The 24,256-nt window shown below is 45.7% G+C and carries 15 protein-coding genes; 6 read left to right on the top strand and 9 right to left on the bottom strand.

Annotated features, from left to right (window positions below):
• Positions 1 to 117: 117 nt before the first annotated feature.
• Entirely contained in the window at positions 118 to 4,074 is a 3,957-nt protein-coding gene (gene hrpA, locus B5D35_RS14810) for an ATP-dependent RNA helicase HrpA (protein ID WP_425291241.1), read from the bottom strand.
• Positions 4,075 to 4,253: 179 nt separating this feature from the next.
• Between hrpA and B5D35_RS14805 the strand changes: the two genes are divergently transcribed.
• The 3 genes from B5D35_RS14805 (at position 4,254) to B5D35_RS14795 (ending at position 6,999) form a co-directional block, all read left to right on the top strand.
• A complete protein-coding gene (locus B5D35_RS14805; RefSeq protein WP_078753326.1) occupies positions 4,254 to 4,610 on the top strand; it encodes a YibL family ribosome-associated protein in 357 nt (118 codons plus the stop codon).
• 362 nt (positions 4,611 to 4,972) lie between these two features.
• Positions 4,973 to 6,625, top strand: a complete 1,653-nt coding sequence (gene eptA, locus B5D35_RS14800) for a phosphoethanolamine transferase EptA (RefSeq protein WP_078753325.1) — start codon at positions 4,973 to 4,975, stop codon at positions 6,623 to 6,625.
• A gap of 11 nt (positions 6,626 to 6,636) precedes the next feature.
• A complete protein-coding gene (locus B5D35_RS14795; protein WP_078753324.1) occupies positions 6,637 to 6,999 on the top strand; it encodes a diacylglycerol kinase in 363 nt (120 codons plus the stop codon).
• Between the two features lie 266 nt (positions 7,000 to 7,265).
• Here B5D35_RS14795 and B5D35_RS14790 read toward each other — a convergent pair whose 3' ends face one another.
• Positions 7,266 to 13,088: an RHS repeat domain-containing protein gene (locus B5D35_RS14790; RefSeq protein WP_078753323.1), complete on the bottom strand. Its 5,823-nt coding sequence runs from the start codon at positions 13,086 to 13,088 to the stop codon at positions 7,266 to 7,268.
• Positions 13,089 to 14,146: 1,058 nt separating this feature from the next.
• Here B5D35_RS14790 and B5D35_RS14785 point away from each other — a divergent pair.
• Complete coding sequence (locus B5D35_RS14785) at positions 14,147 to 14,599, top strand: tellurite resistance TerB family protein (protein ID WP_078753322.1); 453 nt, start codon at positions 14,147 to 14,149, stop codon at positions 14,597 to 14,599.
• A 23-nt stretch (positions 14,600 to 14,622) separates the two neighbouring features.
• Here B5D35_RS14785 and btuD read toward each other — a convergent pair whose 3' ends face one another.
• From btuD to pheS, 6 genes are all read right to left on the bottom strand, one after another.
• Positions 14,623 to 15,378 (bottom strand): vitamin B12 ABC transporter ATP-binding protein BtuD, encoded by a 756-nt coding sequence (gene btuD, locus B5D35_RS14780; RefSeq protein ID WP_078753321.1) that lies wholly within the window; start codon positions 15,376 to 15,378, stop codon positions 14,623 to 14,625.
• Positions 15,375 to 16,361, bottom strand: coding sequence for a vitamin B12 ABC transporter permease BtuC (btuC, locus tag B5D35_RS14775; protein ID WP_078753335.1), 987 nt, complete (start codon positions 16,359 to 16,361; stop codon positions 15,375 to 15,377). The genes btuD and btuC overlap by 4 nt, the downstream gene beginning before the upstream one ends.
• Positions 16,362 to 16,426: 65 nt before the next feature.
• A complete protein-coding gene (locus tag B5D35_RS14770) occupies positions 16,427 to 17,482 on the bottom strand; it encodes a succinylglutamate desuccinylase (RefSeq protein ID WP_078753320.1) in 1,056 nt (351 codons plus the stop codon).
• 172 nt (positions 17,483 to 17,654) lie between these two features.
• A complete protein-coding gene (ihfA, locus tag B5D35_RS14765) occupies positions 17,655 to 17,951 on the bottom strand; it encodes an integration host factor subunit alpha (RefSeq protein WP_067418991.1) in 297 nt (98 codons plus the stop codon).
• A gap of 413 nt (positions 17,952 to 18,364) precedes the next feature.
• Positions 18,365 to 20,755, bottom strand: a complete 2,391-nt coding sequence (gene pheT / locus B5D35_RS14760; RefSeq protein WP_078753319.1) for a phenylalanine--tRNA ligase subunit beta — start codon at positions 20,753 to 20,755, stop codon at positions 18,365 to 18,367.
• 19 nt (positions 20,756 to 20,774) lie between these two features.
• Positions 20,775 to 21,758 (bottom strand): phenylalanine--tRNA ligase subunit alpha, encoded by a 984-nt coding sequence (gene pheS / locus B5D35_RS14755; protein WP_078753318.1) that lies wholly within the window; start codon positions 21,756 to 21,758, stop codon positions 20,775 to 20,777.
• Between the two features lie 626 nt (positions 21,759 to 22,384).
• Between pheS and B5D35_RS14750 the strand changes: the two genes are divergently transcribed.
• Positions 22,385 to 23,683, top strand: coding sequence for a polysaccharide deacetylase family protein (locus B5D35_RS14750; protein WP_139367774.1), 1,299 nt, complete (start codon positions 22,385 to 22,387; stop codon positions 23,681 to 23,683).
• Positions 23,684 to 23,858: 175 nt separating this feature from the next.
• On the opposite strand, the gene B5D35_RS24335 is transcribed toward B5D35_RS14750, so the two are convergent.
• Entirely contained in the window at positions 23,859 to 24,023 is a 165-nt protein-coding gene (locus tag B5D35_RS24335; protein WP_170915190.1) for a hypothetical protein, read from the bottom strand.
• Between B5D35_RS24335 and B5D35_RS14745 the strand changes: the two genes are divergently transcribed.
• On the top strand, positions 24,022 to 24,256 hold a 235-nt coding region (locus B5D35_RS14745), incomplete at its 3' end, for a transposase (RefSeq protein ID WP_170915189.1). The two genes, B5D35_RS24335 and B5D35_RS14745, sit on opposite strands and share 2 nt — an antisense overlap.

Below are 24,256 nucleotides of genomic sequence, written 5' to 3'. Positions count from 1 at the left end.
GATTTGCCGCTTTCGAGGTATGTTGCCATAGGTATAAAAAATAAAAAGCCAGCACTGCGGCTGGCTTTAGTTTTTTAATCCGATGTGCGTCGCTTTTGAAACGCCACTGTAAAAACGCTATATGGCGTCTATCGCGTTCTTGATTCGCTTATCCGATATTGGGTATGGCGTCCCCAATTGCTGCGCAAAGTAACTCACACGAAGCTCCTCAATCATCCACCGAATTTCCTTCACTGAGACTGGTACTTTCTGCCCTTTCGGGATCTTGTTCAGCAGTTCTTTGTAGTCATTCGTGACAGATTCAATTTTCAGCATATGCAGGCGATCTTTGTTTAGATCGATTGGTAGCTTCTCTAAGCGGCGTTCTACAGCAACAAGATAGCGTTGGATGTCAGGCAAACGCTTATATCCGCACTCCGTCGCAAAGCCTTTGAATATCAGGCTTTCGACCTGTGCTTTGATATCTGATAATGCAAATGCCATCGTGAAATCGATTTTACCTTTCAGCTTTTTATTGATGCTGAAAGCTGTCGTCAGGATTTGCTCAACTTGCTTAGCAATATCCACAACGGTATCACCCAACTCTGCGCGAACATACTCCTTCAGAGCTTCAAACTCTTCCGGTTGCCACTTCAGACCACCTTGAGATTCGATCAGCTTGTCGACACCACACGCGATGCAATCATCAATCAGATCCAGAACACGGCCATACGGATTAAAGTACAAACCTAGCTTGGATTTATTCGGCAAATTGTCGTGTAGGTATTTAATCGGAGATGGCACATTCAACAAAATCAAACGGCGCTGACCTTGCTGCATTGCCTGACTCTGCTCTTCTTCCGTTTCAAACAGCTTGATGCCTACCGAATCTTTGTTGTCGATAATCGCAGGGAAGGCACGAACTTCAAAGCCGCCACGTTTCTGTTGATACATTTGCGGCAAAGCGCCAAAGCTCCACGTGGTCAAGCCTTGCTGTTCGATATCGTCATCAGCAACTTGTGACAATGTCTCCTGCACTTTTTCTTTCAGACCGTCTTTCAGTTCATAAAGATCGAAGCTTTCATTAAGTTTGCGATTCTTATGGTCGACAGCACGATACGTGATTTTCAAGTGCTCGGGCAATTGCACTAACTGCCAGTTTTCTCGAAGCACCGTTACACCGGTCATGCGTTTCAGCTCTTTTTCCAACGCGTCTAGCAATGGCATTTCCATTGGTTTTACACGCTGAAGGAATGCTGTCGCATAATTGGGTGCTGGCACGAAGTTACGTCGTAACGTTTTCGGTAATGATTTAATCAGGGCCACGATCAATTCATGGCGCAATCCAGGGATTTGCCAGTCAAAGCCTTCCGGCTCAACTTGATTCAACACCGGCAACGGAATATGCACAGTGACACCATCGTGATCTTCGCCCGGCTCAAATTGGTAACTTAACTTGAGCTTCAGGTTGCCTTGGTACCAGAAGTTCGGGTAGTCCAATTCAGTAATATGGCTGGCATCGCCCGCCAACAACATGGCTTTTTCGAAATTCAGACTATCCGGTGTTTCTCGGCTGGCCTTTTTCCACCATGAATCAAAGTGGCGACCGGAGACCACGGTGTGCTCAACACGCTGATCGTAGAACTCATACAGCGTGTCATCGTCCACGAGGATATCGCGGCGACGTGATTTTTTCTCCAGCTCTTCAACTTCGTCCAGTAACTTACGGTTTTGGTGGAAGAACTTATGTTTAGTGTCCCAATCCCCTTCGACCAACGTTGAGCGAATAAAGATTTCTCGGCTTAGAACGGGGTCAATATTGCCGTAATTCACTTTACGTTTAGGAACGATTGGGATCCCATAAAGCATGATTTTTTCAAATGCAAAGACAGCCGCCTGCTTTTTTTCCCAATGCGGTTCGCTATAACTGCGTTTGATCAGGTGTTTCGCTAACGGCTCTACCCACTCTGGCTGAATTTTAGCCGCAACACGACCCCAAAGTTTGGCGGTTTCCACCAGTTCAGCAACCATTACCCACTTCGGCTGTTTCTTGAAGATGCCGGAGCCCGGGAAAATGCCAAAACGCGCGTTACGTGCACCTTGGTATTCATTTTTTTCTTGGTCTTTCAGACCGATGTGAGAAAGCAAACCCGCCAACAACGCCATATGGACAGATTGGTAATCCGCAGGTTCCTGATTGATTTTGTAGCCTAACTCGTGAACAACCTGACGAATTTGGAAGTGAACATCCTGCCACTCACGCACACGCAAGTAGTTCAGGTATTCCTTTTTACACTGCTTACGGAACTGGTTACCTGACAATTCTTTTTGTTGTTCTTTAATGTATTCCCACAGGTTTACATAGGACAGGAAGTCAGATTCTTTGTCCGCAAAGCGGCGATGTTTTTCATCCGATTGCTGTTGTTTGTCAGAAGGACGCTCACGAGGATCTTGAATAGACAATGCCGACGCAATTACCATCACTTCGTTCAGCGCACCCAGTTTCGCGGACTCCAACACCATACGCGCAAGACGTGGATCAATCGGTAAACGCGCCAAAGCACGACCAATCTCGGTAAGGTGTTTCGGATCATCTTTCGATTTTCCTTCCTTCATCGCGCCTAGCTCTTCAAGCAGACGCACACCATCAGAAATGTTGCGACTATCCGGCGGCTGAACAAACGGGAATGCTGCAATATCACCCAAACCAATCGCTGTCATTTGCAAGATAACGGAAGCAAGATTGGTTCGAAGGATTTCTGGGTCAGTAAACTCTGGACGCGACAAGAAATCGTCTTCTGAATACAAACGTATACAGATACCGTCAGACACACGACCACAGCGACCTTTACGCTGATTTGCGCTGGCCTGAGAAACAGGCTCAATTGGCAGACGCTGGACTTTGGTGCGGTAGCTATAGCGAGAAATCCGTGCCGTACCTGGGTCGATAACGTATTTGATTCCCGGCACAGTCAGAGACGTTTCTGCAACGTTAGTTGCCAATACGATGCGACGACCGCCATGGGTCTGGAATACTCGGTTCTGCTCGGCAGAAGACAAACGCGCATAAAGCGGCAAAATCTCGGTGTCACGCAAATTACGCTTGGTCAGCGCATCTGCCGTGTCGCGAATTTCTCGCTCACCATTCATGAAGATCAGGATGTCTCCCGGCCCTTCATCGTGCAGTTCATCAACGGCATCAAAAATCGCCTGAAGCTGGTCGCGATCGGTATCTTCACTGTCTTCAACCAGAGGACGATAACGTACATCTACTGGGTAAGTACGACCTGACACCTCAATGATTGGGGCACCACGGAAGTGGTTTGAGAAACGCTCAGGATCGATGGTCGCCGACGTAATGATCAATTTAAGATCAGGGCGCTTTGGCAAGAGCTGCTTCAAGTAACCCAGAATAAAGTCGATATTCAGGCTACGTTCGTGCGCCTCATCGATGATGATGCAGTCATATTGATTCAAATAACGGTCATGCTGAATCTCAGCCAACAAGATACCATCGGTCATCAGCTTAACGCGTGATTCCTCTGATACCTGGTCGTTGAATCGCACTTTGTAACCAACGGTTTTACCCAGTTCGGTTTCAAGCTCTTCAGCAATACGCGATGCGACAGTGCGAGCCGCCAAACGGCGTGGCTGTGTATGGCCAATCACACCTGACACACCGAGACCCAGCTCCATACAAATTTTTGGAAGCTGAGTGGTTTTACCGGACCCCGTTTCACCCGCTACGATCACCACTTGATTGTTGGCAATCGCTTCGGCGATGTCGTCTTTTTTCTGACTGACAGGCAGCAGTTCTGGGTAGGAAATGTTCGGTGTTGCACTTTGACGAAGCATACGAACTTGCATGGACTTTGCGATGTCCATTGCTATTTCATCGAAGACAGCCTGACGGGCTTCGTCTTTCTTAATGCGTTGTGCACCTTTAATACGCTTGCTGAGACGAAACGTGTCTTTCAACATGCAGTCATCAAGCGCAGCGAATAACGTTTTAGCGTTGTTATGATGGATTGAAGCGGTCAATTCTGTATCCGGAAATGCTGATGGTGATAAAAATCCACTCATGATACGTGACATACGGAAAGTTGGTTTCCGGTACCATGCAAAAATTGGGTAGATTCTACCACAATATTGAACGAGTGATTCAGCAAGAGCCGCAATTGATTGAAGATGCGTAAGGAAAGAATAACGTGATTATCATCACAAGAACCCTGTGATATAATTTTCGTCCTTACAAATTAGAGTATTCGATCGCCATGAGCATGAAACAAGAGCTACAACAACAAAAAAACCGTCTGAATAAAAGCCAAATAAAGCTGGATGCCGCTAAGTCTCGTGGCGATGACGCAATGGTGACTAAATTCACCAATGATATCGACGATTTAAACAAAAAAATCAAACAAATTAGTCACAAACAAAACTTTGAGATGAACAAAGAGCGTAAATCGCTGCTTGATATGCCGTTCTCTCGTGAAATCACCAAGCAAGAACAGGCTGATATGGGCAAACTGAAAAAATCAGTGAAAGGTCTAGTTGTTGTCCACCCTCTGACCAAAATCGGTAAAGAGCTGCAGTTGGATGTTGTTACTGGTTTTGCGCCGAAAGCATTCTAATCCCAGTATTATTTCCTGAATCGCCATTCTTCAGGTGACTTTCAGTCCCAAGAATGGCGGTTTATCACACCTCTATTTTCCTCCGTACCACGCCTTCCCCTTGAATGAACTTTCCGACACAAGGCTCGGTGTTATCTCCGTTTTTATCTTCATTGGATTGCCATCACTACACCAACTGAGGGATGCAGGTAGCATACCGTAGGTAATATCTTTCAAAATAATCGCTTCCCATTGATTGGGCATACCTCTACTACCAAACCCGCACTGGTCAAACCTTGTTCGAAATTTACAATTACTTACATTTATCGAGTGCTTGTGTAAGAATGCGCTCTTCGTGATGTAACTCTCATTTTGGTATCCGCATGAAGCGTCATCTCCATTTCATCATTTTCACACTGACTACAGCCCTCTTTTTCGCGTCCGCGCAAAATATTGCGCTTTGGCAGCACCTTGGCCAAATTCTCTCCGCAGACGCCACACCGGATATCGGCTTCATCATCACCATACCGGTACTTATTTTCGCGTTATGTCTTGCGATATTCACTTTGCTGTTATGGCCTTTGATTTATAAACCTATTCTGATCACGCTGTTGCTCTTCTCAAGTCTCGCGACATACACCATGGTGTCCTACGGGCAGTACTTTAATTACGGCATGATCGTTAATATCTTTGAGACCAACCAAAGTGAAGCCAGCAGCTATCTGTCTATCTCGGTTGCAATCTGGCTGCTATTTTTGTTCCTTATACCCAGTATTTTTGTCCTGCTTGTAAACGTCCGTTTTCCGTCTTCATTTCGTAGATTACTACTTCAAAAATTCATCATGATTTTTGTGGCACTATCGCTCGTGGGTGCTATTGCCTCTGTGTATTACAAAGACTACGCATCGCTTGTCAGAAACAACAGTGAAATCAAAGCGCTGATCAATCCAACGAATTATTTAAGTGCCTCATTCAGGTATGCAAAGTATCGCCTCTATGAAAAAAACATCCCTTTTACGTCCATTGGTGTAGACGCTCAGGACATGAATAACGAGGGTGCCCCCAATGTGATCGTGTTAGTGGTCGGTGAAACCTCGCGAGCGATGAACTATTCCTTGAATGGGTATGACCGAAACACCAATCCTCATCTATCTAAAGAAGGCGTTATCAGTTTTCAGCACGTCACATCATGCGGCACGGCGACTGCCGTTTCAGTACCTTGCATGTTTTCGGTCATGACACATGACACCTACAACGCGACAACCGCAAGGCATCAAGAAGGTGTATTGGATGTACTTAAGCATGCTAGCGTGGACGTTAGTTGGATTGATAATGATGGGGGATGTAAAGGTGTATGTGACCGGGTCGAGCATATTAATATTGATGCAAATGCGTTTCCAAAAACATGCAGCCACGGTACCTGTTTTGACAGTGTGTTATTGAATGGATTGGCAGAGCGCGTAAGAAATGCAAAACAAGACACTGTGATTGTATTGCATTTAATTGGAAGCCACGGCCCAACCTACTTTGAACGTTACCCGCCTGAATTTGGCGTTTTCACACCTAGCTGTGATACCGCGGATATTCAAAATTGCACACGTCAAGAAGTGCTGAATACCTATGACAACACCATCTTATATACTGATTACGTACTCAGCCAGATTATCGATATTTTACGGAGTGCGGATACAGCACATCAAACCGCCATGCTCTACCTGTCTGATCATGGGGAATCTCTGGGCGAGGACGGCATCTACCTCCATGGCTTGCCGTATGGGATTGCGCCAAAGGAACAAAAATCGGTGCCTATGATTCTGTGGATGTCTCCATTATTTATGAAGGATCACAAGGTCAACCTTGGCTGCCTAGAAGAAAACGCGAAGGAAAACCAATACTCTCAAGATAATCTGTTCCATACCCTTCTGGGTATGGCTTCGGTGTCGACAAGCGTCTATCAGCCTTCTCTGGATATTCTGTATCACTGTGAAAAACAACAGGGTCCACGACAACAACTATCGACAACCCCTACAAAGTAAAAGAGTCCGGGATGAAAAAAACACAGCCAAAAGGGCTAACGAGAATATTCAATGCCTCTAAATATTCACTGAAAGGGCTAAAAGCGGCGTGGCAAAATGAAGCGGCTTTTCGACAAGAATCGGTTCTGTTAATCGTCATGTCTGCGATTACTTTCTTTCTGCCCGTTTCTCATCTAGAACAGCTGGTAATGGTTGCTAGCCTCTTTTTAGTCGTCATTGTAGAGCTCCTTAATTCCGCAATTGAGGCTGTTGTGGATCGTATTGGTCCAGAGCATCACGTTCTCAGCGGCAGAGCAAAAGACATTGGTTCGGCGGCGGTATTTGTCGCGTTACTTCTCGTGGTCATCACGTGGGGCAGCATTTTGTTGTTCTAGTTAATGGGGTGATTGCCCGGTAATGCCATATTGCCGGACAATCACCGACGATTCATCGCAAACAGCGGGAATGATCATTGAATAGAACAATAAGCCTGAAAGGCTTGCTGCCCAAACAACCATCGTTTAGAGCAGCAAGTTTACAACTTATTTTTCGCTATCCCCTTTATCCGCCACTGCCGAAGAAGGAGCCATACTGCGCAAAGACAAAAGACTCTTTGGCTTCCTTAACAGGAATAAGCTCTTCATGAACCCAAGATTCTTTTCTAGCACCACTCCCCCCCCCAATAAGAGGCGACTTGCCCGGGATCATGGGTTTCTTTCAATAGGGTCGCAGAGACTTCATATGTTTCATGACCATAAGAATGCTCACCAGAAGCTCTACGGAAGTGTATTTCCTCGAAGTTTTTTAAGAACAGCACGTCATCCGGATTTTCAGAGCTTTCCAATCGATAGGCGACACGACCATTTTCATCATAGAATTTTCTTGCCATATCATTATTGAAGAGCTCACTCACGTAAGCCCTGTCAGTGTATCCATCGCCGCCATCAACATAGTCTCTGCCCGTCACTTCACCACTGATATAGGTATCCGCGCCAGAACCCAGTTTGACACTTTCACAAGCTTTTCCCGCCCAAACCCAGTCATCATCTTTACCTGTATCTACGTAATAGGTTTTCTGATCTTCCGTTCTGGTTTTATCTCCCGGCGCAGACTGCTGCTCAGCGCCGACATACTCATCTTTACCCTCACCAAGGTCAAAGCGATATACCTCGCCTCCACTTTGTCCTGCAAAAACAAGATCGCCATATTCCGTTGTTGTCAGGGATTCCACGTCTTTCAAGCGAGGCGATTCATTATTGGGATGGCGCCCTCCATAGTCTTTTGCGATATAGCCACCACTGTAAGAGGGGTATTTATAACGGCCAAAAAACCAGTTTGTATCTCCCGCCCCCAAGGTTCCCACGGAGGGGTTTCCGCCTGTATTTAAGTTCACAACAATTGCGTATTCCCGATGGCTATAATCAATCGCATCAGACTTACCTTCCCCCCCGTCAACAATGAACTCATTGCCAAACGCGAAAATAAGATCAGCGCCACCAAGGGTGCGAATTTTGTCCCCCAAATGGCCATTTTGAGCGATAACGACATCCCCGCCATCGGCCAGCGTCACTTCGTCCTGTCCTTGGTGGAGGACAATGTAGACACCATCTTCAAAGTGCAGGTTTTCACTTGGGGTTCGTGGAACCTGAACCGCCGTGATATGGCCTTGTTGAACCAAGGAGCGAAGCTCTTCGGAGTTTATTGTTTGAGACCAGTTATATTTATCCAGCTGCTCGCCGTCTAAACCTTCATGCCCGTACCATGTCTCAGTGACAACCTCCAGTTTGCCCGTCTTTTCATTCCGAAAGACACGCTTATCGTCCGACAGATTGAGCTTGATCAACGTTTCAGACTCGTCATAACTGCGCTGTATTTCTCCTGCTGTAGGAACAATAAATATGGAATGCGCAAAGTTATTCAATATCCGTTGGTCTTCTTGCGACAGGCCGCTTACGGTATCAAGCACATTGAGCTGTATGACGACTTGTTTTCCAACATCTTCCATCGTGGGGTTTTGTTGCATTAATCTGATGATTTCCCTGTCACCAACGCCGCTAGCACGCATAGTAATAATATGTTGTTGCACTGCCTCTGCGTTATCTGTCAATTCATACACATAACTCGCGCTTCCCGACAAAATATCGCTCAAGACAGCTTCGGCATTATCATTTACAGTGCCATCAGCCAGACGCTGTATTTGACTGATGGTGCTCTGTAGATACTTAGCTCTCTCTTTGTCATTTTCGATGACTTGTGCTTGATAGGTAAGCCCCGCAGCAACCGCCAGCACGACAATGGTTGCAATTGGAATACCGGCAGAAACCGTCGCTAATGTCGACGCAGCTGCTCCAGTAACAAACGGCGCCGCTATACTCGTAGCCACTTCTGCGCTCCAAAGTACAGCGTTAGCGGTGAACCAAAGGGCATTGGCGGCTAGTTCTGTCTGGTTTCGGTGGTTGCCTGAGAATAAGTTAACACCATCGATATACGATTCCGCCGCCACATTAAGTAAACCCACGACTTGGCCAGCAACACCCGGCACGAGCTTGGACAAGATGTTTTTTGTGGATTTAGAGGCAATACGCTTGTTTAGCTGCCTGACAAGTTTTTCGCCACCTTCAGTGAGTAATTTGGTGCCGACACTGTTACCCAACAGGGTGTTAATGAAAAATCGCGTTACTTGAACAATTTCAACGTTCTTTGTTCTTTCACCCGGATTATTGGTCAATCGCAAAATCGCCGTAGAAAGTCTCAATGCTTCCCCAACTTTGTTTAATACGCCAGCCAACTCATTGACTTGTCCTAGCGTGGTTGCAACCTTGCCATTTTTTTTTAATCCACCTTCAGAGAACAGGGCATCAGCAAAAGCGTCAGTACTACCCGCCCTTTTTGACACCAAGCCTTTTATGTAGCTTCGAACCTCATTACGGGTGTACTGGCGTGTTAACACCTTATGGGAAGACTTTGCGGCTTTTGCCACCTCCTCTGACGGGTTATCTGCATTCAGGTATCGGTATATCGATACCAGTTCGCGTAATATCCCACTTTCTTTAGATGGTTTTGATGCAAATATTGCATCAAAACCGTCAGTGAGTTTCAGCGTTGCAAGCTTATACGGCGCGCTATCTACCACTTCTTTTATTGCTAAATTAAGTGCCGTCGCCTTTACCAGTTGATTCGCACTCGTCGCATCACTTTTTCTCACTGCATCATAGAAAAATGTGTTTGCTTTCGATGCTGCCCGCTTATTTGTAACATCAGAGAATACGTCGTTGATAAAAGACTTGTATTTTTCAAGCTGTCGAATGCCATGATTCGTATCATGGATTGATACCCCGCCTTGCCCAATGCTGTTGCCATTTTCCACTCTCTGATTGAGCAGGTTTGAAACGGAATACACCAAGCCACCAGCGAGTGTTGCCGAAGGTAGCCAAGCACGCGCCAGTGAAATCCAAGAAGACGCATTAAAGTGCTTATCTTTTGGAACATCGATATTTTGTCCTGCAATTTCGTTTTCTAAAATGAGCCTTGAAATTGTCAGCTCCTTTTTATCGATAAGTGCTGGATCACCACTTTCAAAACCCGCCGCCAAAATATCGTGCCCTATTCGGGCTAACGAGCGCTCCAATTGCGCTGTGATGTAACTGTCCGATTGGCCTTTCAAGGACAAAGCAACATCCTCATCATCAGAAAGCAAGGCGATTAAAGCATCGCGATTGGTAGGATCTTGTAACGCGCTTTTCACACCGTCAGTAAAGCTCTCGGTTCCCTCGATAAGCTTGTCTATACCATACGCGTCGCTCAGTAAGTCATCTGCCTTATTTTTTAAGTCAAAAACATCACCTATTACGCCACTACTCACATTGGTACCACTGACATCTGTGAACTCATCAAGAAGGGAAGCCTCTTCATCACGACTGATGCGTTTTTGAGCAAGCGAATTATCCAACGGATAAATAAGCTCTAAGCCAAATTTTTCACGGACTTTGGGGTTTTCTTCCACGTGGTCAAGTACCTGCATAAACAAGTCCGATTCTTGAGGTTGATAGAGATGGCTATCAAAGCCTGACATCGAAATGTTGGTGTCCCCATCAAAGGAAGCAAGTTCAGTCACGACGGCGTAGAGATTTTCCAGCGTTTCATTGTCTTTATGGTTGTCCAGAGCAGACTTGACCTGAGACTGAATGACCGCAAAGTTTCCGAGTTGTCCTCCTTCCAGCGCTTCTTTGACGTTTTTTGCCACACGATTTTTTTGTTCAACAATTTGACCATCTTCGTATTGGGTTTCAATGACTATTACGGGGCTTGTCACTGACATATCTTCTAGAATCGCTTTTTGCCCAAACGCGTTTATAGATTCCGTTTTTATCTCACTCTTTGTTTGCGAGCGTTCTTGTTGAAGATGACGTCTCTCTTTTGACGATGCGCCTTCATCCAGTACCAAAAACTCGGTCACATACGTCGTTTCTTTTACGCCCTCTTTAAAACGCTTAGTGACAAAAAGCTCCGTTGAACCGCTATTTTCTTCTTCATTCACAAAACCAAATGTTATTTGAACCTTCCTTTCAATCGTTTCCGCACCAAAAGCACTATAGTGTTGAGGCAATTCATCAGGGGTGTCGCTAATTGGCCGTATTGTTGAAAACCCATGTTTTTTTTCTAGGTCTGCGGCATCAGCACTCACGACCTTCATCCGCTTACCCCTGCTGTCATACCCATAAATTGGGTCATCAACACCGTCAATATAGTCCGACGTTGTGTTTCGATAGGTCGCGTATTGAAGCTTACCCTCCGCGTTTCCGTTCTCGTTGTTTGATGTACTTAATGTGGCCGACGTGACTTGTAAGTTTTCATCGATATCAAGGAACTCCTGTTTACTCGTAACGTCTCCCCCCTTCCCGTAATCGGTCACTTTCACTTGCGTTCGACCGCGTTCATCCGAAAGGCCGCGAAACAGAAGAACATCGGCATTGTCCGTAAAGTCAGGAATTCGAGAAGGAGAAGCGTTAGGCAGCAAGACAGTTTCGCCGTCTTTGTTCACAACTTCCAATGCATCATGCGTGGAATAAGTCACGACTTTTCCCGTTTCGCCATCCGGGTTCTCAATGCGTTCGATGGAGAACGCAAATTTCTGGTGATCGGCATTTGCACTCTCGTCACCATTTTGCACTTCCAGCGAATAATAAGCCCCACCATGACCAGTAAGCCCCTTCACAGCTTCTGTTATCCAGCCACGATGTGTCAGTTGCTCTGGCCTTGCTGCGACAGGTTTTCCGTCCTCTTTCTCTTCGAAAGAATCACCGATAGACACACCCAAAAGTGACGATGAATCACCAACAAAGCGCTGTTCAATAATGTCTTCGGTAATGACATCATTCCTGACCAAATCGTTGATGTTTCCGTTGGCAATCAGGCTATTGGCTTCACCTTCCTGCCGCGAACCAAACGCATCTAAATGGTAAGTAGACCCAGATTCATCAAACAGCGTTTGTCCAAATACGTCTCGGTCAAAGTTGTCATAAGCATCACCTCGTTCCGTCCCTGACGATATATCGAAATACTCACGGTACTTGTCTTCGAGGTTCTCTGAAAGGAACCCATCCCCCACAATGTAATTACCTGTCCCACTGTCAATCGAATGCGTCCAGACATCTGGGCCTATATTGTTTTCGAACATCTCTGACGCCAAAAAACCGTCCTGCTGATAGGCTTGGAGCAAGACGTCATTTGCGGTTTGTGCATCAAAGTAGGTTTCAACGGCATGCAACGAGGTGTTGTTCACGTAGTTATAGGCGTCCGCTTGTGAGCCCAGCCCCATGTCCACATAGCGGTCGATGTAACTGGTGTCATCTGCCCAGTTGTCATACTGCAGATAGTCAAACTCAGACACCGTGTGACGGCCCAAATCATAGTGCGTGTACTGGTTGTCGTAGTTCGCACTGTTGGGGTTCGAGGAATGCCAATAGCTATTGTACGTGCCGGTTTGCCCGTTATTTCCGGCTGTATATTCGGTATAGGTTGCACCCACGTTCTGGTATTGAAAACCGGTACTGGCTTGACGCTCCGTCCAGCTGTTATTCAGGTTTTCCACGGTCGTGTCGTTGTAACCCGTTTGGTAATACTGCCCCAACACATCACTGCCGTAGTGGTTGTTCCAATCCGGTGTTTGGTTGTAGATGGACGCCGAACTGTTGTATGCAGCAGAATTACCGGTACTTTGTTTGTTGAAGTTGTATTGGTGGTTACTGTAGTTGTCTAGCGCCGAGGTGAATGCATTGATGTTCAGGTAGCCATCTTGCTGCCAGATGCTGGCATCGGGATTTTGCAGCGTTTTATCGGCCCAGTGCGAGCCCCATTGGGTAGTATTCGTGGCCCCGCCATTATCACCACCAAAACGCTCATGCACATCCCAGTATTGTTGATATACCTGATCCCGTGACGTCTGTGTAGAAGTAGATCCTGTATTTTTCTTGTTTTCTACCATTTTATTTTGTCCGAGTTGTTTTTATAAAGAAATCGTTAACCCAGGTTCTGTCATAAACTGCGGTATAGCACCAACACCTCACTCACTATCTCACCTGAGCTAACTTCCCATGCAAGCCTATTTATCAACATCAGAAAAAAACGATTGGACATCCACTTTCTTATGTTATTAAGAAACCAAACGCTTAATAACTTAATAAATCCGTCGCACTAACAATTTAAAATTAATCGTTAAATCAGAAAACAACCAATGTTCATATGTGAGAATGTAATGTTTTTAATGCTTTAATATAACAGGAAAATCCATAAATACTTTTAATACAGTTACTTAAATTTATGCTATTAATTTGACTTATCGATAGAATTTATTTGCGCATCGAATCACTCAGGTTTTTATAGCCTTAATACATTATTTTATTAAATGGAAAAATATACACTTAATTAATAATACTATTTATTTGTAGGGTTATAGTTCTAAAACATATTGATTAGTTATGTATGACTTACACTAGGCGTCTCATTAAATGTACTTAATCAGGTGATAAAGGTAGGCAATTTGCTGAAAGAATAAAAACTTACTCACATCAAGAAGTGCTGAATACCTGTGACAACAACATCACGAGTATCGACTACGTAATAACCGGAATATCGATATTTTGCGAAGAGCAGAAACGTCATACGTCCACACTCTGCCCGTATGCGAAGGAACATATTTTGGAGTAAACGGTATCTATTACCCTGATTTCTCTAATGACATTGCACAGAAAGAGCAGAAAACTAAGCCCATGATCTTACGGATTCTTCCGTTGTTTTTAATAGGTCACAATGTCAACCCTTTGGATTCAGTAGATAAAACCATATAAAACAACATAAGCAATATTAACTATCCCGTACGACCTGTCTTTACCCACGATTCAGTGCGTCTTTTTCCTATTATGAAACCCGTACAATAAATCGGCGGATCAGTCTGTGAATCGCTTGAATTCAAAACTCTGCTTTAAAAATAATGTTCAGACGTTACACTTGGGGAAACAGGAAAAAGATAGATTAGGTATAACGATGTTTTCAAAACTCACTTCAATTCTACGGGAAGTATTTAACGACGAAGGCGGAAGTGCTACAGCAAACGAGCTTCTCTACCATAACGCGATGGCAGGCCTGCTCTGCGAAGTCGCAAGTGCAGATCACGATCTGGATGATAGAGAAGAAGCTGCGAAAATCAAAATGCTGGGAGCGCTGCTAGACGTTGATATCACACAGGCAACCAAACTTGTTCAAGACGCGCAAATCAGTTCAAAACAATCCGTGTCTCTCTATGATTACACAGATAAACTTCGTCAACTTGAGCCATCACAACGTTTCGGGTTGATAAAAGCAATGTGGGAAGTTGCTTACGCAGATGGCAAGATAGATCCTTTGGAAGAATCCGTTATTCGTAAAACCGCAGAACTGCTCTATGTCGATCACGCGCTGTTCATTAAAGCGAAAATTGAAGTGTCAGGGCAATCCTGACACTCTTTAATCGACACTTCTCATTACAGAGCAAAAATGAGAGGCTGTCCTTCAACATTGATGCGCTTTAACTGAGTGTTGAACGCTTTTTCCAACGTTTCTACGTCCATAACATCAGCAGGATAACCTTGCGCGACAATGTGACCATTTTTAAGCAATACCACTCGATCTGCATCCGTCAATGTTCTGTTAATGTCATGATTTGACATCACGGTCGTAATCCCTTTTTCAGCGAGAAAACGGATCATCTTGTACATGGCACTTTGTTGTGCGATATCGAGCGCAGTCGCTGGCTCATCAAGTAGCAACAATTTTCCTTCAGGATTGATGTCAGGCCAGATTTGCAAGCACACTCCCGCTAAACGAACTCGTTGCCATTCACCACCTGATAGCTGCTCTGTATTGCGATTGAGTTTGTCCTCGATACCTAATAGCTGACAAATCTGTAAAACCACACCACTCAACGCTGTCTTATTTGTATCAGTAAGAGGGAACAGACTGAGACTTAGGTATTGGTACACACCGATCGAAAACGCGGGCTTTTGTTGCTGGCTTAGATACGCTCTTTGGCGCGCAAGACGCTCACTAGATAGCGCGGAAATATCAGTACCATCGAGCAATATGCTGCCCTGCCCTTCGGTTAAACCCGATAGCAGTTCAAGCAAGGTACTTTTACCACTGCCGTTAGCCCCAAGAAGATGAACGATTTCACCTTTTTTCACGTCAAGACTTAATGGCAATAAGCGCGTTCCCAACGCAATGTTTTTTGCTTCGATCATGCGCGCCTCAACAACATCCAGATAAATAATGGTGCACCTATAGTGGTCGTTACCGCACCAACTGGCAATTCCGCTTCTGCAATCGCCATACGGCCGATTGTATCGGCCAGTAACATCAACGAGGCACCAGCAAGTGCTGACATAGGTAGTAGGTATTTATTTTCCGTACCCAACCAGAGTCTAAGAAAATGTGGTACCACTAACCCAACAAAGCCAATCACCCCCGCCATTGCGACAGAAGCCCCCACAAGAATGCTGACCATTAAGATGAGTTGCCAACGAAGTGACTGAATATTGAGTCCCAATTGCCTTGCGTGGGTTTCTCCCAACATCATCAGATCGAGGCGCTTTCCTTGCGTACAAAGCCAAAGTACTGCTGGAACGACAACCACAGACAGAGAAAGCTGAGTCCAATGAACACCGGACAGGCTCCCCATTAGCCAGTACATTAACTGACGCAAATTCAAATCAGAACTAAAGTAAAACGCCCATGTTACGACAGCACCAGACAATATCCCCAACGCAACGCCAATCAGGAGCAACCTAGCCGTAGACATAGTGTGTCTACGAGCAAGCCAAACCAATATGCCCGTGAAGATCATCGCACCTGTCATTGCGGCAGCCATCAAACCATACGGACTCGCGAGCGATGGAAAAACAAACAGGACAATAACCAATGCGAGACTGGAACCACCTGAAATACCGAGCACACCAGGCTCCGCTAAGGGGTTACCCAGAAGTACTTGCAGTACGCCCCCTGATACGGCTAAAGACGCGCCAATTAATATTGCAGCAATGACGCGTGGGACACGCAATTCCATGAGCAGGGTTTGCTCTAAAGGCGAGAAAGTGGAAAACGGAGAAATCCAGATTTCTCCTGCAGAAAGTGACAACATGACACAGGCGACAAGCAGCGCGATAGCTATGCCTAGAGCTGTGTGCCAACGTCGGGTACGACGCTGAACAAGTCGAAGTAAATGCATGGTTTTTTTGAATTCTAATCGCAATAGCCGCCAACCATACAGAGAACAGCAAAAAATGAAAAGCGCTAACTGGTAGCAATCGGTCCTGGCTCAGCGTCTATGTTCACAAAAAGTGGCACTGACAAATCAGGTGCATAAGGTTGCACCAATAAACACGCCCTTTGGCCTAATGCTACGTTAGCATTGGGAAAAACGACAGCTTCTCCTCCTTTTATCGCTGAATAGGAAATATGGCCTTCTTCAGCGAGTTTTTCACCTGCAGCAAAGTGAGTAAAGTTCGCAGCATCATTGCTAAACGCCAAACGGAAATTGGCATCCGTCTTCGTGAGCGTGCGAGTCACTTTATAGATGGAAAATGGGCGTCCATCATTTACTGTCGATGCAGGTTTCTTTGTTATCAACGCAACTAACGCTGATTTCAACGGATAAAATTCAGTCATATCATTTTCGAATAACCGCGCGACTCTTCCCATTTCAAACGTCGCGGCTAGCGCTTCAAAATTTTCAGCTGTCCACCAACTAAAAGTCGAAGATGGCGTCCTGCTCAGCAGCAAGGCATCCATTTGAGCAGATTGAATAAACGCAACTAACGGACGAATATCGGTTGCAGATGTTGACGCAGGCACAACACCAAACATGTAGTGTTTGGACTCTCTAATCGCACTGTGTAGGTCAAAATGCCATTTAGTCGCATTAAGGTCATTAGCATTGAAAAAGTCAGACACGTGACCTTGCAAGCGATTCGCAATAATACACTCTTCATTTCTTTCTGCGTTCTTGGTGGAGAAAAGTCGATTTAGGTTTTCTTCAATGAATCGCGTGTGCGCATGAACGGCGTCCGGGTGAGCAATGATAAAAAGAACCCGCTCGGTGGGGACGACTTCTTCGTTCAAAATATTACTCACCAAATCATCAACAAGCTCAATAGGCGCGGTCTCGTCACCATGAATACCTGAGGAGATAACAACGCTATGTTGGGCATTGGCAGGAGCAACCTCAAGTACGCCAATATCTTTGTGCGTAATCGAGATACCCGTAGATAAGGTGATCGTGGTTGGTTTGAAATTGGCGGGCGGAAACAATGTGTGTTGAAGAAAACTATCAAAAAGCGGGGTCAGCACGTTTCACAATCCTTTGTTCCTATTTTGATGTCACCACACTATACAGAAGCATAAATCAGTTAATCAATTCCGAATAGGAAAGAGTGCTATAGCTATCAAGAAGAGGTAAGGTGAATTTTGGGCAATAAAAAACCGCAGCTTAGCCACGGTTCTCTAGTCATTGCGAACAAAATTATTTGTCGACTTTTGCGTTTTCTACGCGAGCTTTTAGTTTTTGTCCCGGTCGAAACGTTACCACTCTACGAGCGGTGATTGGTATGTCTTCACCGGTTTTTGGGTTACGGCCAGGACGTTCATTTTTTTCACGAAGATCAAAGTTACCGAAACCTGAAAGTTTAACTTGTTCGCCACTTTCTAGTGCTTTTCGAACTTCTTCGAAAAACGCTTCGACAGTCTCCTTGGCGTCCCGCTTGCTCATCCCGACGTTTTCAAACAGGTTCTCAGCCAAATCGGCCTTGGTGAGCGCCATAGGTCATTCCCTCAAAAGAAATGTTTAACACAAATGTGATACGTCGTATCTACATCACGAATTTGCGTTGCATTGGAAATATTCACATGCTCCTTCGTCGGGCAGCATATTTCCTATCAGCAACTTACGAACAGTGTAAGCCAACTGGCTGATTTGCGCCAACTTTTTTCCTTATCATTATTTAGAACAGTGCTCTGTTTATGAGTTTATCATGTTTAATCCATGCATAAAAAATGAGACACGCTCATTACAAAACTATCTTTAGGTGATGTTTTTACTCATTTTTTATGCGAACACTAACGAGTTTTGATCAACACTTCGATAAAACCTAGGTTTATCAGAGAACTAGGTGTTAGAACTTTTAGACATAAAAAAAGCAGCCTTTAGGCTGCTTTTCTCTTAAAAAATCCAGCTTAGTCGCGAAGCGATGCGCCGAATTTATCACCAAGAAGTGCAACAACTGATGCAACCGCTTCAGAGATATCACTTTCTTCCAGTGTACGTTCTGTTGACTGAAGGGTCAGCGCGATGGCCAAACTCTTCTTACCGTCTTCTACGCCTTTGCCTTTGTACAGGTCGAACAGCTTAGAACCCGTCACCAGTGCATTGTCAGTATCCAGACAAGCACGAACAACAGCTTCAGACGCAACGTCATCTGCAACAATCACTGCGATATCACGGCGATTCGCAGGGAACTTAGAAATCGTTACTGCTTCAGGAATCACACGCTGGTTGATTGCATCCCACTCAACTTCAAACACAACGGTACGGCCATTAAGACCGAACTTGCGTTCTAGCTCTGGGTGCACGGTACCGATGTGACCTACCACTTTACCGTCTACTTCGATTGCAGCTGACTGACCTGGGTGCAGAGCTGGATGCTTCGCTGCTGTGAAGCTGTATGACAGTTCGTTCGCAGTCAGTTCCAGAATCGCTTCCAAGTCACCCTTCAGATCGAAGAAATCTACAGTGTTCGTTGCGATATCCCAATGTTCTTCAGAACGAGGGCCCGCAATCACACCTGCCAGCATCATTTCCTGGCGCATACCGTTTTCTGCAGTTTGCTCAGGGATAAAACGCAGACCCGCTTCAAACAGGCGAACACGTGGCTGTTGACGTTTTTGGTTGTACGCAACCGTGTTCAACAGGCCCGTCCACAGGCTCAGGCGCATTGCTGACATGTCTGCAGAAATTGGGTTCGGCAGCACCAGAGGCTCGACGTCAGGCACGATCAGTTTTTGTTGGTTTGGCTCAACAAAGCTGTAGGTAATCGCTTCGTGGTAACCACGATCAACCAGCAGATCACGAACACGTTTCAAAGGCAGATTTGCTTCTTTGTACTCGTTCATGGTCAAAGACGCTGCAGGAGCCTGGTTTGGAATGTTGTTGTAACCGAAAATACGGCCAACTTCTTCAACCAAATCTTCCTCAATCGCCAAGTCGAAACGCCATGTTGGTGCTTTCGCAGTCCAACCTGCTTCGTTCGCTTCCACTTCACAGCCCAGACGTGTGAGAATTTCTACAACGTCTGAATCTGGGATTGCGTGACCCAGTAACTTATCCAGCTTGATGCGACGCAGGGTAATGGTTTTCGCTTTTGGCAGGTGCTCTTCAGATTCCTGACCAACGATTTCGCCCGCTTCGCCGCCACAGATTGCCAGCAGCAGTTGGGTAGCACGGTCCATCGCCTGAACTTGCAGTGATGAGTCAACACCACGCTCAAAACGGTGTGAAGAATCAGTGTGCAGGCCGTAACTACGTGCACGACCACGGACTGCGTCAGGCGCGAAAAACGCCGCTTCCAACAAGACGTCAGTAGTGCTTTCGATGCTTACACCTGAATCCTGTCCACCAAAGATACCCGCAATTGCCAGTGCTTTGTTATGGTCAGCGATAACCAGCGTGTTTTCGTTCAGTTCAGCTTCGTTACCGTCCAGCAGTACAAGTTTCTCACCTTGTTTCGCCATACGCGCCACGATACCGCCTTCGATCTTCGCCAGATCAAATGCGTGCATTGGCTGACCTTGTTCCAGCATTACGTAGTTAGTGATATCTACAATTGGGTCGATAGAGCGAATGCCGCTGCGACGCAGTTTTTCTTGCATCCACAGTGGCGTTGCCGCTTTAACATTAACATTGCGAACAACACGGCCTAAGTAACGTGGACATGCCGCTGGTGCTTCAATAGCAACAGTGATTTTGTCTTCGATCGTGGCCGCTACTGGCGTGATCACTGGCTGACAAACTTCAGCACGGTTCAGAACGCCAACTTCACGCGCCAGACCTTTGATGCTCAGACAGTCTGCACGGTTTGCAGTCAGATCTACATCGATGGTTACGTCGTTCAGTTTCAGGAACTCACGGAAGTCAGTACCAATCACTGCGTCTTCTGGCAGTTCCATGATGCCGTTTGATTCAACATCAATACCCAGCTCAGAGAACGAACACAGCATGCCATGAGAAGGCTGACCGCGCAGTTTCGCTTTCTTGATTTTGAAATCGCCTGGCAGCACTGCACCAACAGTTGCTACGGCTACTTTCAAGCCAAGACGGCAGTTTGCTGCACCGCAAACGATATCTAGCAGCTCTTCGCCACCCACGTTTACTTTGGTTACACGCAGTTTGTCAGCATCAGGGTGTTGACCGCACTCAACCACTTCACCAACAACAACGCCGGTGAACTCACCCGCAACGGCTTCTACGTCGTCTACTTCCAGACCCGCCATGGTGATTTGGTGTGCCAGTTCTTCGCTATTTACAGCAGGGTTAACCCACTCGCGAAGCCAGGATTCACTGAATTTCATTTATCAATTACCCCAATGCTTACTTGAATTGTTTCAGGAAACGCAGATCGTTCTCGAAGAACGCACGCAGGTCGTTCACGCCGTAACGCAACATGGTCAGACGCTCAACACCCATACCGAAGGCGAAACCAGAGTATTTCTCAGGGTCGATGCCTACTGAGCGCAGTACGTTCGGGTGAACCATACCGCAGCCCAGAATTTCCAACCATTTGCCATCTTTACGACGAACGTCAACTTCCGCTGAAGGCTCAGTGAACGGGAAGTATGATGGACGGAAACGCACTTCCAGATCTTCTTCGAAGAAGTTGCACAGGAAGTCGTGCAGGATGCCTTTCAGCTGTGCAAAGTTAACATTCTCGTCAACCAGCATACCTTCTACCTGATGGAACATCGGGGTATGTGTTTGGTCGTAATCATTACGGTAAACACGGCCAGGTGCGATGAAACGCAGTGGCGGTTGATTTTGTTCCATGGTACGGATTTGAACACCAGAGGTGTGCGTACGTAGCATCAAATCAGGGTTAAAGAAGAAGGTATCGTGATCAGTACGCGCTGGGTGATCTTCCGCGATGTTCAGCGCATCGAAGTTGTGGAATGCATCTTCGATTTCTGGGCCAGTTTTAACTTCAAAACCCAGCTCGCCAAAGAACGTTTCAATGCGTTCAATGGTACGAGTAACAGGGTGAATACCACCGTTTTCAATGCGTCGACCTGGCAGGGTCACATCAATGGTTTCAGCAGCCAGTTTCGCTTCCAGCTCTGCGCTTTCCAGTGCGTTTTTACGCTCTGCCAGTGCTTGCTGAACAGCTTGCTTCGCTTTGTTGATGCTTGCACCCGCTTCGCGACGCTCTTCCGGTGGAAGTTTGCCCAGTTGCTGAAGTTGAAGCGTCAGTTCACCTTTCTTACCCAGGTACTTAACGCGTACCTCATCCAGTGTCGCAACAGAGTCAGCTGCTTCAATGGCTGACGTTGCGTTGGATAGAATCTCTTCTAGTTGTTGCATCGTTTCCTCATCTACCCATTTGGGCAGTGTCCTACGGGAGTAAATTAATATACCCAAACTACCTAAAGATGCAGATCACTATCACACTACATCTTGAGGTTGTTTGGGTATCTATCCTTTCTCGTCACACATTCTATTCACTTTGCTACGTGGTAGCCCGAACAAAACACATCACAAAAATTGGCATAAAGACGTAACGGTACATAGTAAATAAAGCGAGCCATAATGCCAAACTGAAAGTTCACCTAAGTGCCCGTCATGCCTAATTCCTCACCATTTTCTTTGCATAAAATTGTCGTTCCCTAACTTTCTACAATTTCAGGGCCGATGCGAACGCTCGTTGATAGGCAGAAACCCCAAAAGAGCCACTTCAACACAATTCGAACTGCGACTCTGTCCGTAACAGCAATATGGCTTTTATGAAACGTACATTACACGCTTTGGTGGCGATCTGATTTCTTGATAATCCAAACATTTATGTCGAGATTTTTAGCCACGCCTGTCTAATGTCTTAAAGGTGTGCTTCAACACACAATCCATAATAAATACTTACAGATCAGGTAATAATAATGAGAATATTAGATTGGCAATTCGGATGCCTAACAACCAAAGAACTTGGAAAATCCATGTGCTTAATCCCACTACTTATCACGTCAGCAAGTCATGCAGAAAGTGTGCATCCTCCCAGCCAGGTCTCTCCGATCACCGTTTCTGAGACACCCATGTTTGTAAGCCTAGGTTTTGATGACAATAACGATGTTGATGGATTGAGTTGGGTTTTAGACCAACTTTCACGCTACAAAAACCCTGCGGGTTCAGACAGGTTTGCTGACAAACCATTGGCGGCATCGTTCTTTATGCTATGCGGCTTGTCGAGGGACAACAGTGAAATACTTAATCTCTGGCGGAGAGCCCAAGACAACGGACATGAGGTCGCTAACCATACAGAAACACATCAAGATGACAAAGTGAATTGGAATCCCTTAGAAAGCTGGATGACACCCGAACAGTGGCAAGAAGAAGTTTCCCTGTGTAATGCCCTGCTCTCTTCCTCTGTTGAACAAGGTGGTATAGGTGTAGACACTGTCTCTGGTTTCCGCGCCCCGTTTTTGACCTATGATGATGACACATTACAAGCCCTTATCACCAATGGCATTAAATACGATGCCAGCTTTCCGGCCGGCATAACTCCTTCCCACGACGGTACAAATAATTTTTGGCCTTATACGCTTGATGAAGGCAGCCCCGAGCATGACATAGGTGCAAATGAAGGCTGGAAACCGGCTATTTCCAATTACCCAAGATTGTGGGAAATCCCTCTGCATACCCTCATCGTCCCACCTGACGAGCTAATGGCGCATTATGGGTTAGATTACTCACTCAGAGATAAAGTTGCTGAACGCGTTGCCTGGTTTGATCATGCTTCAGGTAAAGGAGATAATTTTGACTGGAATTTGTATGCAGAGCCCGCGTGGGGCGCAGCAGGACTTTCTGGCGATGACGTCTTCGCCATTTATGCCTACAACTTAGACTTGAGGTTGCAAGGGAATAAGGCCCCTCTTGTTCTTGGGCTACACTCTGCATTCTATGGCTACTTGAATGGTCAAGAACATTTTGGGATGCCCGGTTCAACCGTTGAAAGCCGAAGAGACACCCTCGTACGTTTTATCGAATATGCACTGTCCAAACCTGCGGTGAGGCTCATCAGTCATATTGATCTCATTGAATGGATGGAATCGCCAGAACCATTAACGATTTGTCCGACAGAAGCATGGGATGTTTACAAAACTTACCAAAAAGGCGATTTGGTAAAGTATCAGAAGAAAAACTACGTGGCGAAATGGTGGACGACCCAACAAGTTCCTGCGTTGTATGAAAACTCGCCATGGGAAGAGGTTGTAGCCTGTACAAGCCTTCCACGCTAGTCATCCCAAAACTAAGGAAGCTTCGGCTTCCTTTTCTAAACCCGCATCCATGACCACAGCTTACAATAGCGACTTTAGCTGCATTGAATCTGAATCAATATTTGTTAACCGTCTAAATTATCAAATTGATAGCTACATTTCCCTACCTGCTAATTAGCTTTGTCTAATACATTATTCATTCCCGTCTTATAATTCTCAAACGGCGAATAATCTCAATGTCAAAGAAGTCGTGCATTCCAAACAAAGTCTGTCGTTTAGCGGCTTTGTTGCTTAAATCGATGGAACTAAATCTAGAAGCTACGATCTGATCGGCTACACCCATCAATCGTCGTAGTCTCATGTCTAAACCTCGTTACAAAACAACTAACTGGAAGCAGTACAACAAAGCCTTAATCAACCGTGGTTCTCTGACCTTTTGGATTGATGAGGAAACGATAGCTGAGTGGAAACAAAACAAACAAGGCAAGCGTGGTAGACCTCGCCGATTCAGCGACTTAGCCATTACTACCGCACTGATGGTGAAACGCATTTTCTCTATGCCATTGAGAGCGCTACAAGGTTTTCTAGACTCTG

The organism is Enterovibrio nigricans DSM 22720 (assembly GCF_900167155.1).
GTDB classification, from domain to species: domain Bacteria; phylum Pseudomonadota; class Gammaproteobacteria; order Enterobacterales; family Vibrionaceae; genus Enterovibrio; species Enterovibrio nigricans.
This window is presented reverse-complemented; position numbering and strand designations above follow the sequence as displayed.

What these genes read in the sequence shown, in the direction of transcription:
- hrpA (WP_425291241.1), bottom strand. Translation starts at nt 4,074, where the DNA reads ATGTCACGTATCATGAGTGGATTTTTATCACCATCAGCATTTCCGGAT.
- B5D35_RS14805 (WP_078753326.1), top strand. Translation starts at nt 4,254, where the DNA reads ATGAGCATGAAACAAGAGCTACAACAACAAAAAAACCGTCTGAATAAA.
- eptA (WP_078753325.1), top strand. Translation starts at nt 4,973, where the DNA reads ATGAAGCGTCATCTCCATTTCATCATTTTCACACTGACTACAGCCCTC.
- B5D35_RS14795 (WP_078753324.1), top strand. Translation starts at nt 6,637, where the DNA reads ATGAAAAAAACACAGCCAAAAGGGCTAACGAGAATATTCAATGCCTCT.
- B5D35_RS14790 (WP_078753323.1), bottom strand. Translation starts at nt 13,088, where the DNA reads ATGGTAGAAAACAAGAAAAATACAGGATCTACTTCTACACAGACGTCA.
- B5D35_RS14785 (WP_078753322.1), top strand. Translation starts at nt 14,147, where the DNA reads ATGTTTTCAAAACTCACTTCAATTCTACGGGAAGTATTTAACGACGAA.
- btuD (WP_078753321.1), bottom strand. Translation starts at nt 15,378, where the DNA reads ATGATCGAAGCAAAAAACATTGCGTTGGGAACGCGCTTATTGCCATTA.
- btuC (WP_078753335.1), bottom strand. Translation starts at nt 16,361, where the DNA reads ATGCATTTACTTCGACTTGTTCAGCGTCGTACCCGACGTTGGCACACA.
- ihfA (WP_067418991.1), bottom strand. Translation starts at nt 17,951, where the DNA reads ATGGCGCTCACCAAGGCCGATTTGGCTGAGAACCTGTTTGAAAACGTC.
- pheT (WP_078753319.1), bottom strand. Translation starts at nt 20,755, where the DNA reads ATGAAATTCAGTGAATCCTGGCTTCGCGAGTGGGTTAACCCTGCTGTA.
- pheS (WP_078753318.1), bottom strand. Translation starts at nt 21,758, where the DNA reads ATGCAACAACTAGAAGAGATTCTATCCAACGCAACGTCAGCCATTGAA.
- B5D35_RS14750 (WP_139367774.1), top strand. Translation starts at nt 22,385, where the DNA reads ATGTGCTTAATCCCACTACTTATCACGTCAGCAAGTCATGCAGAAAGT.
- B5D35_RS24335 (WP_170915190.1), bottom strand. Translation starts at nt 24,023, where the DNA reads ATGAGACTACGACGATTGATGGGTGTAGCCGATCAGATCGTAGCTTCT.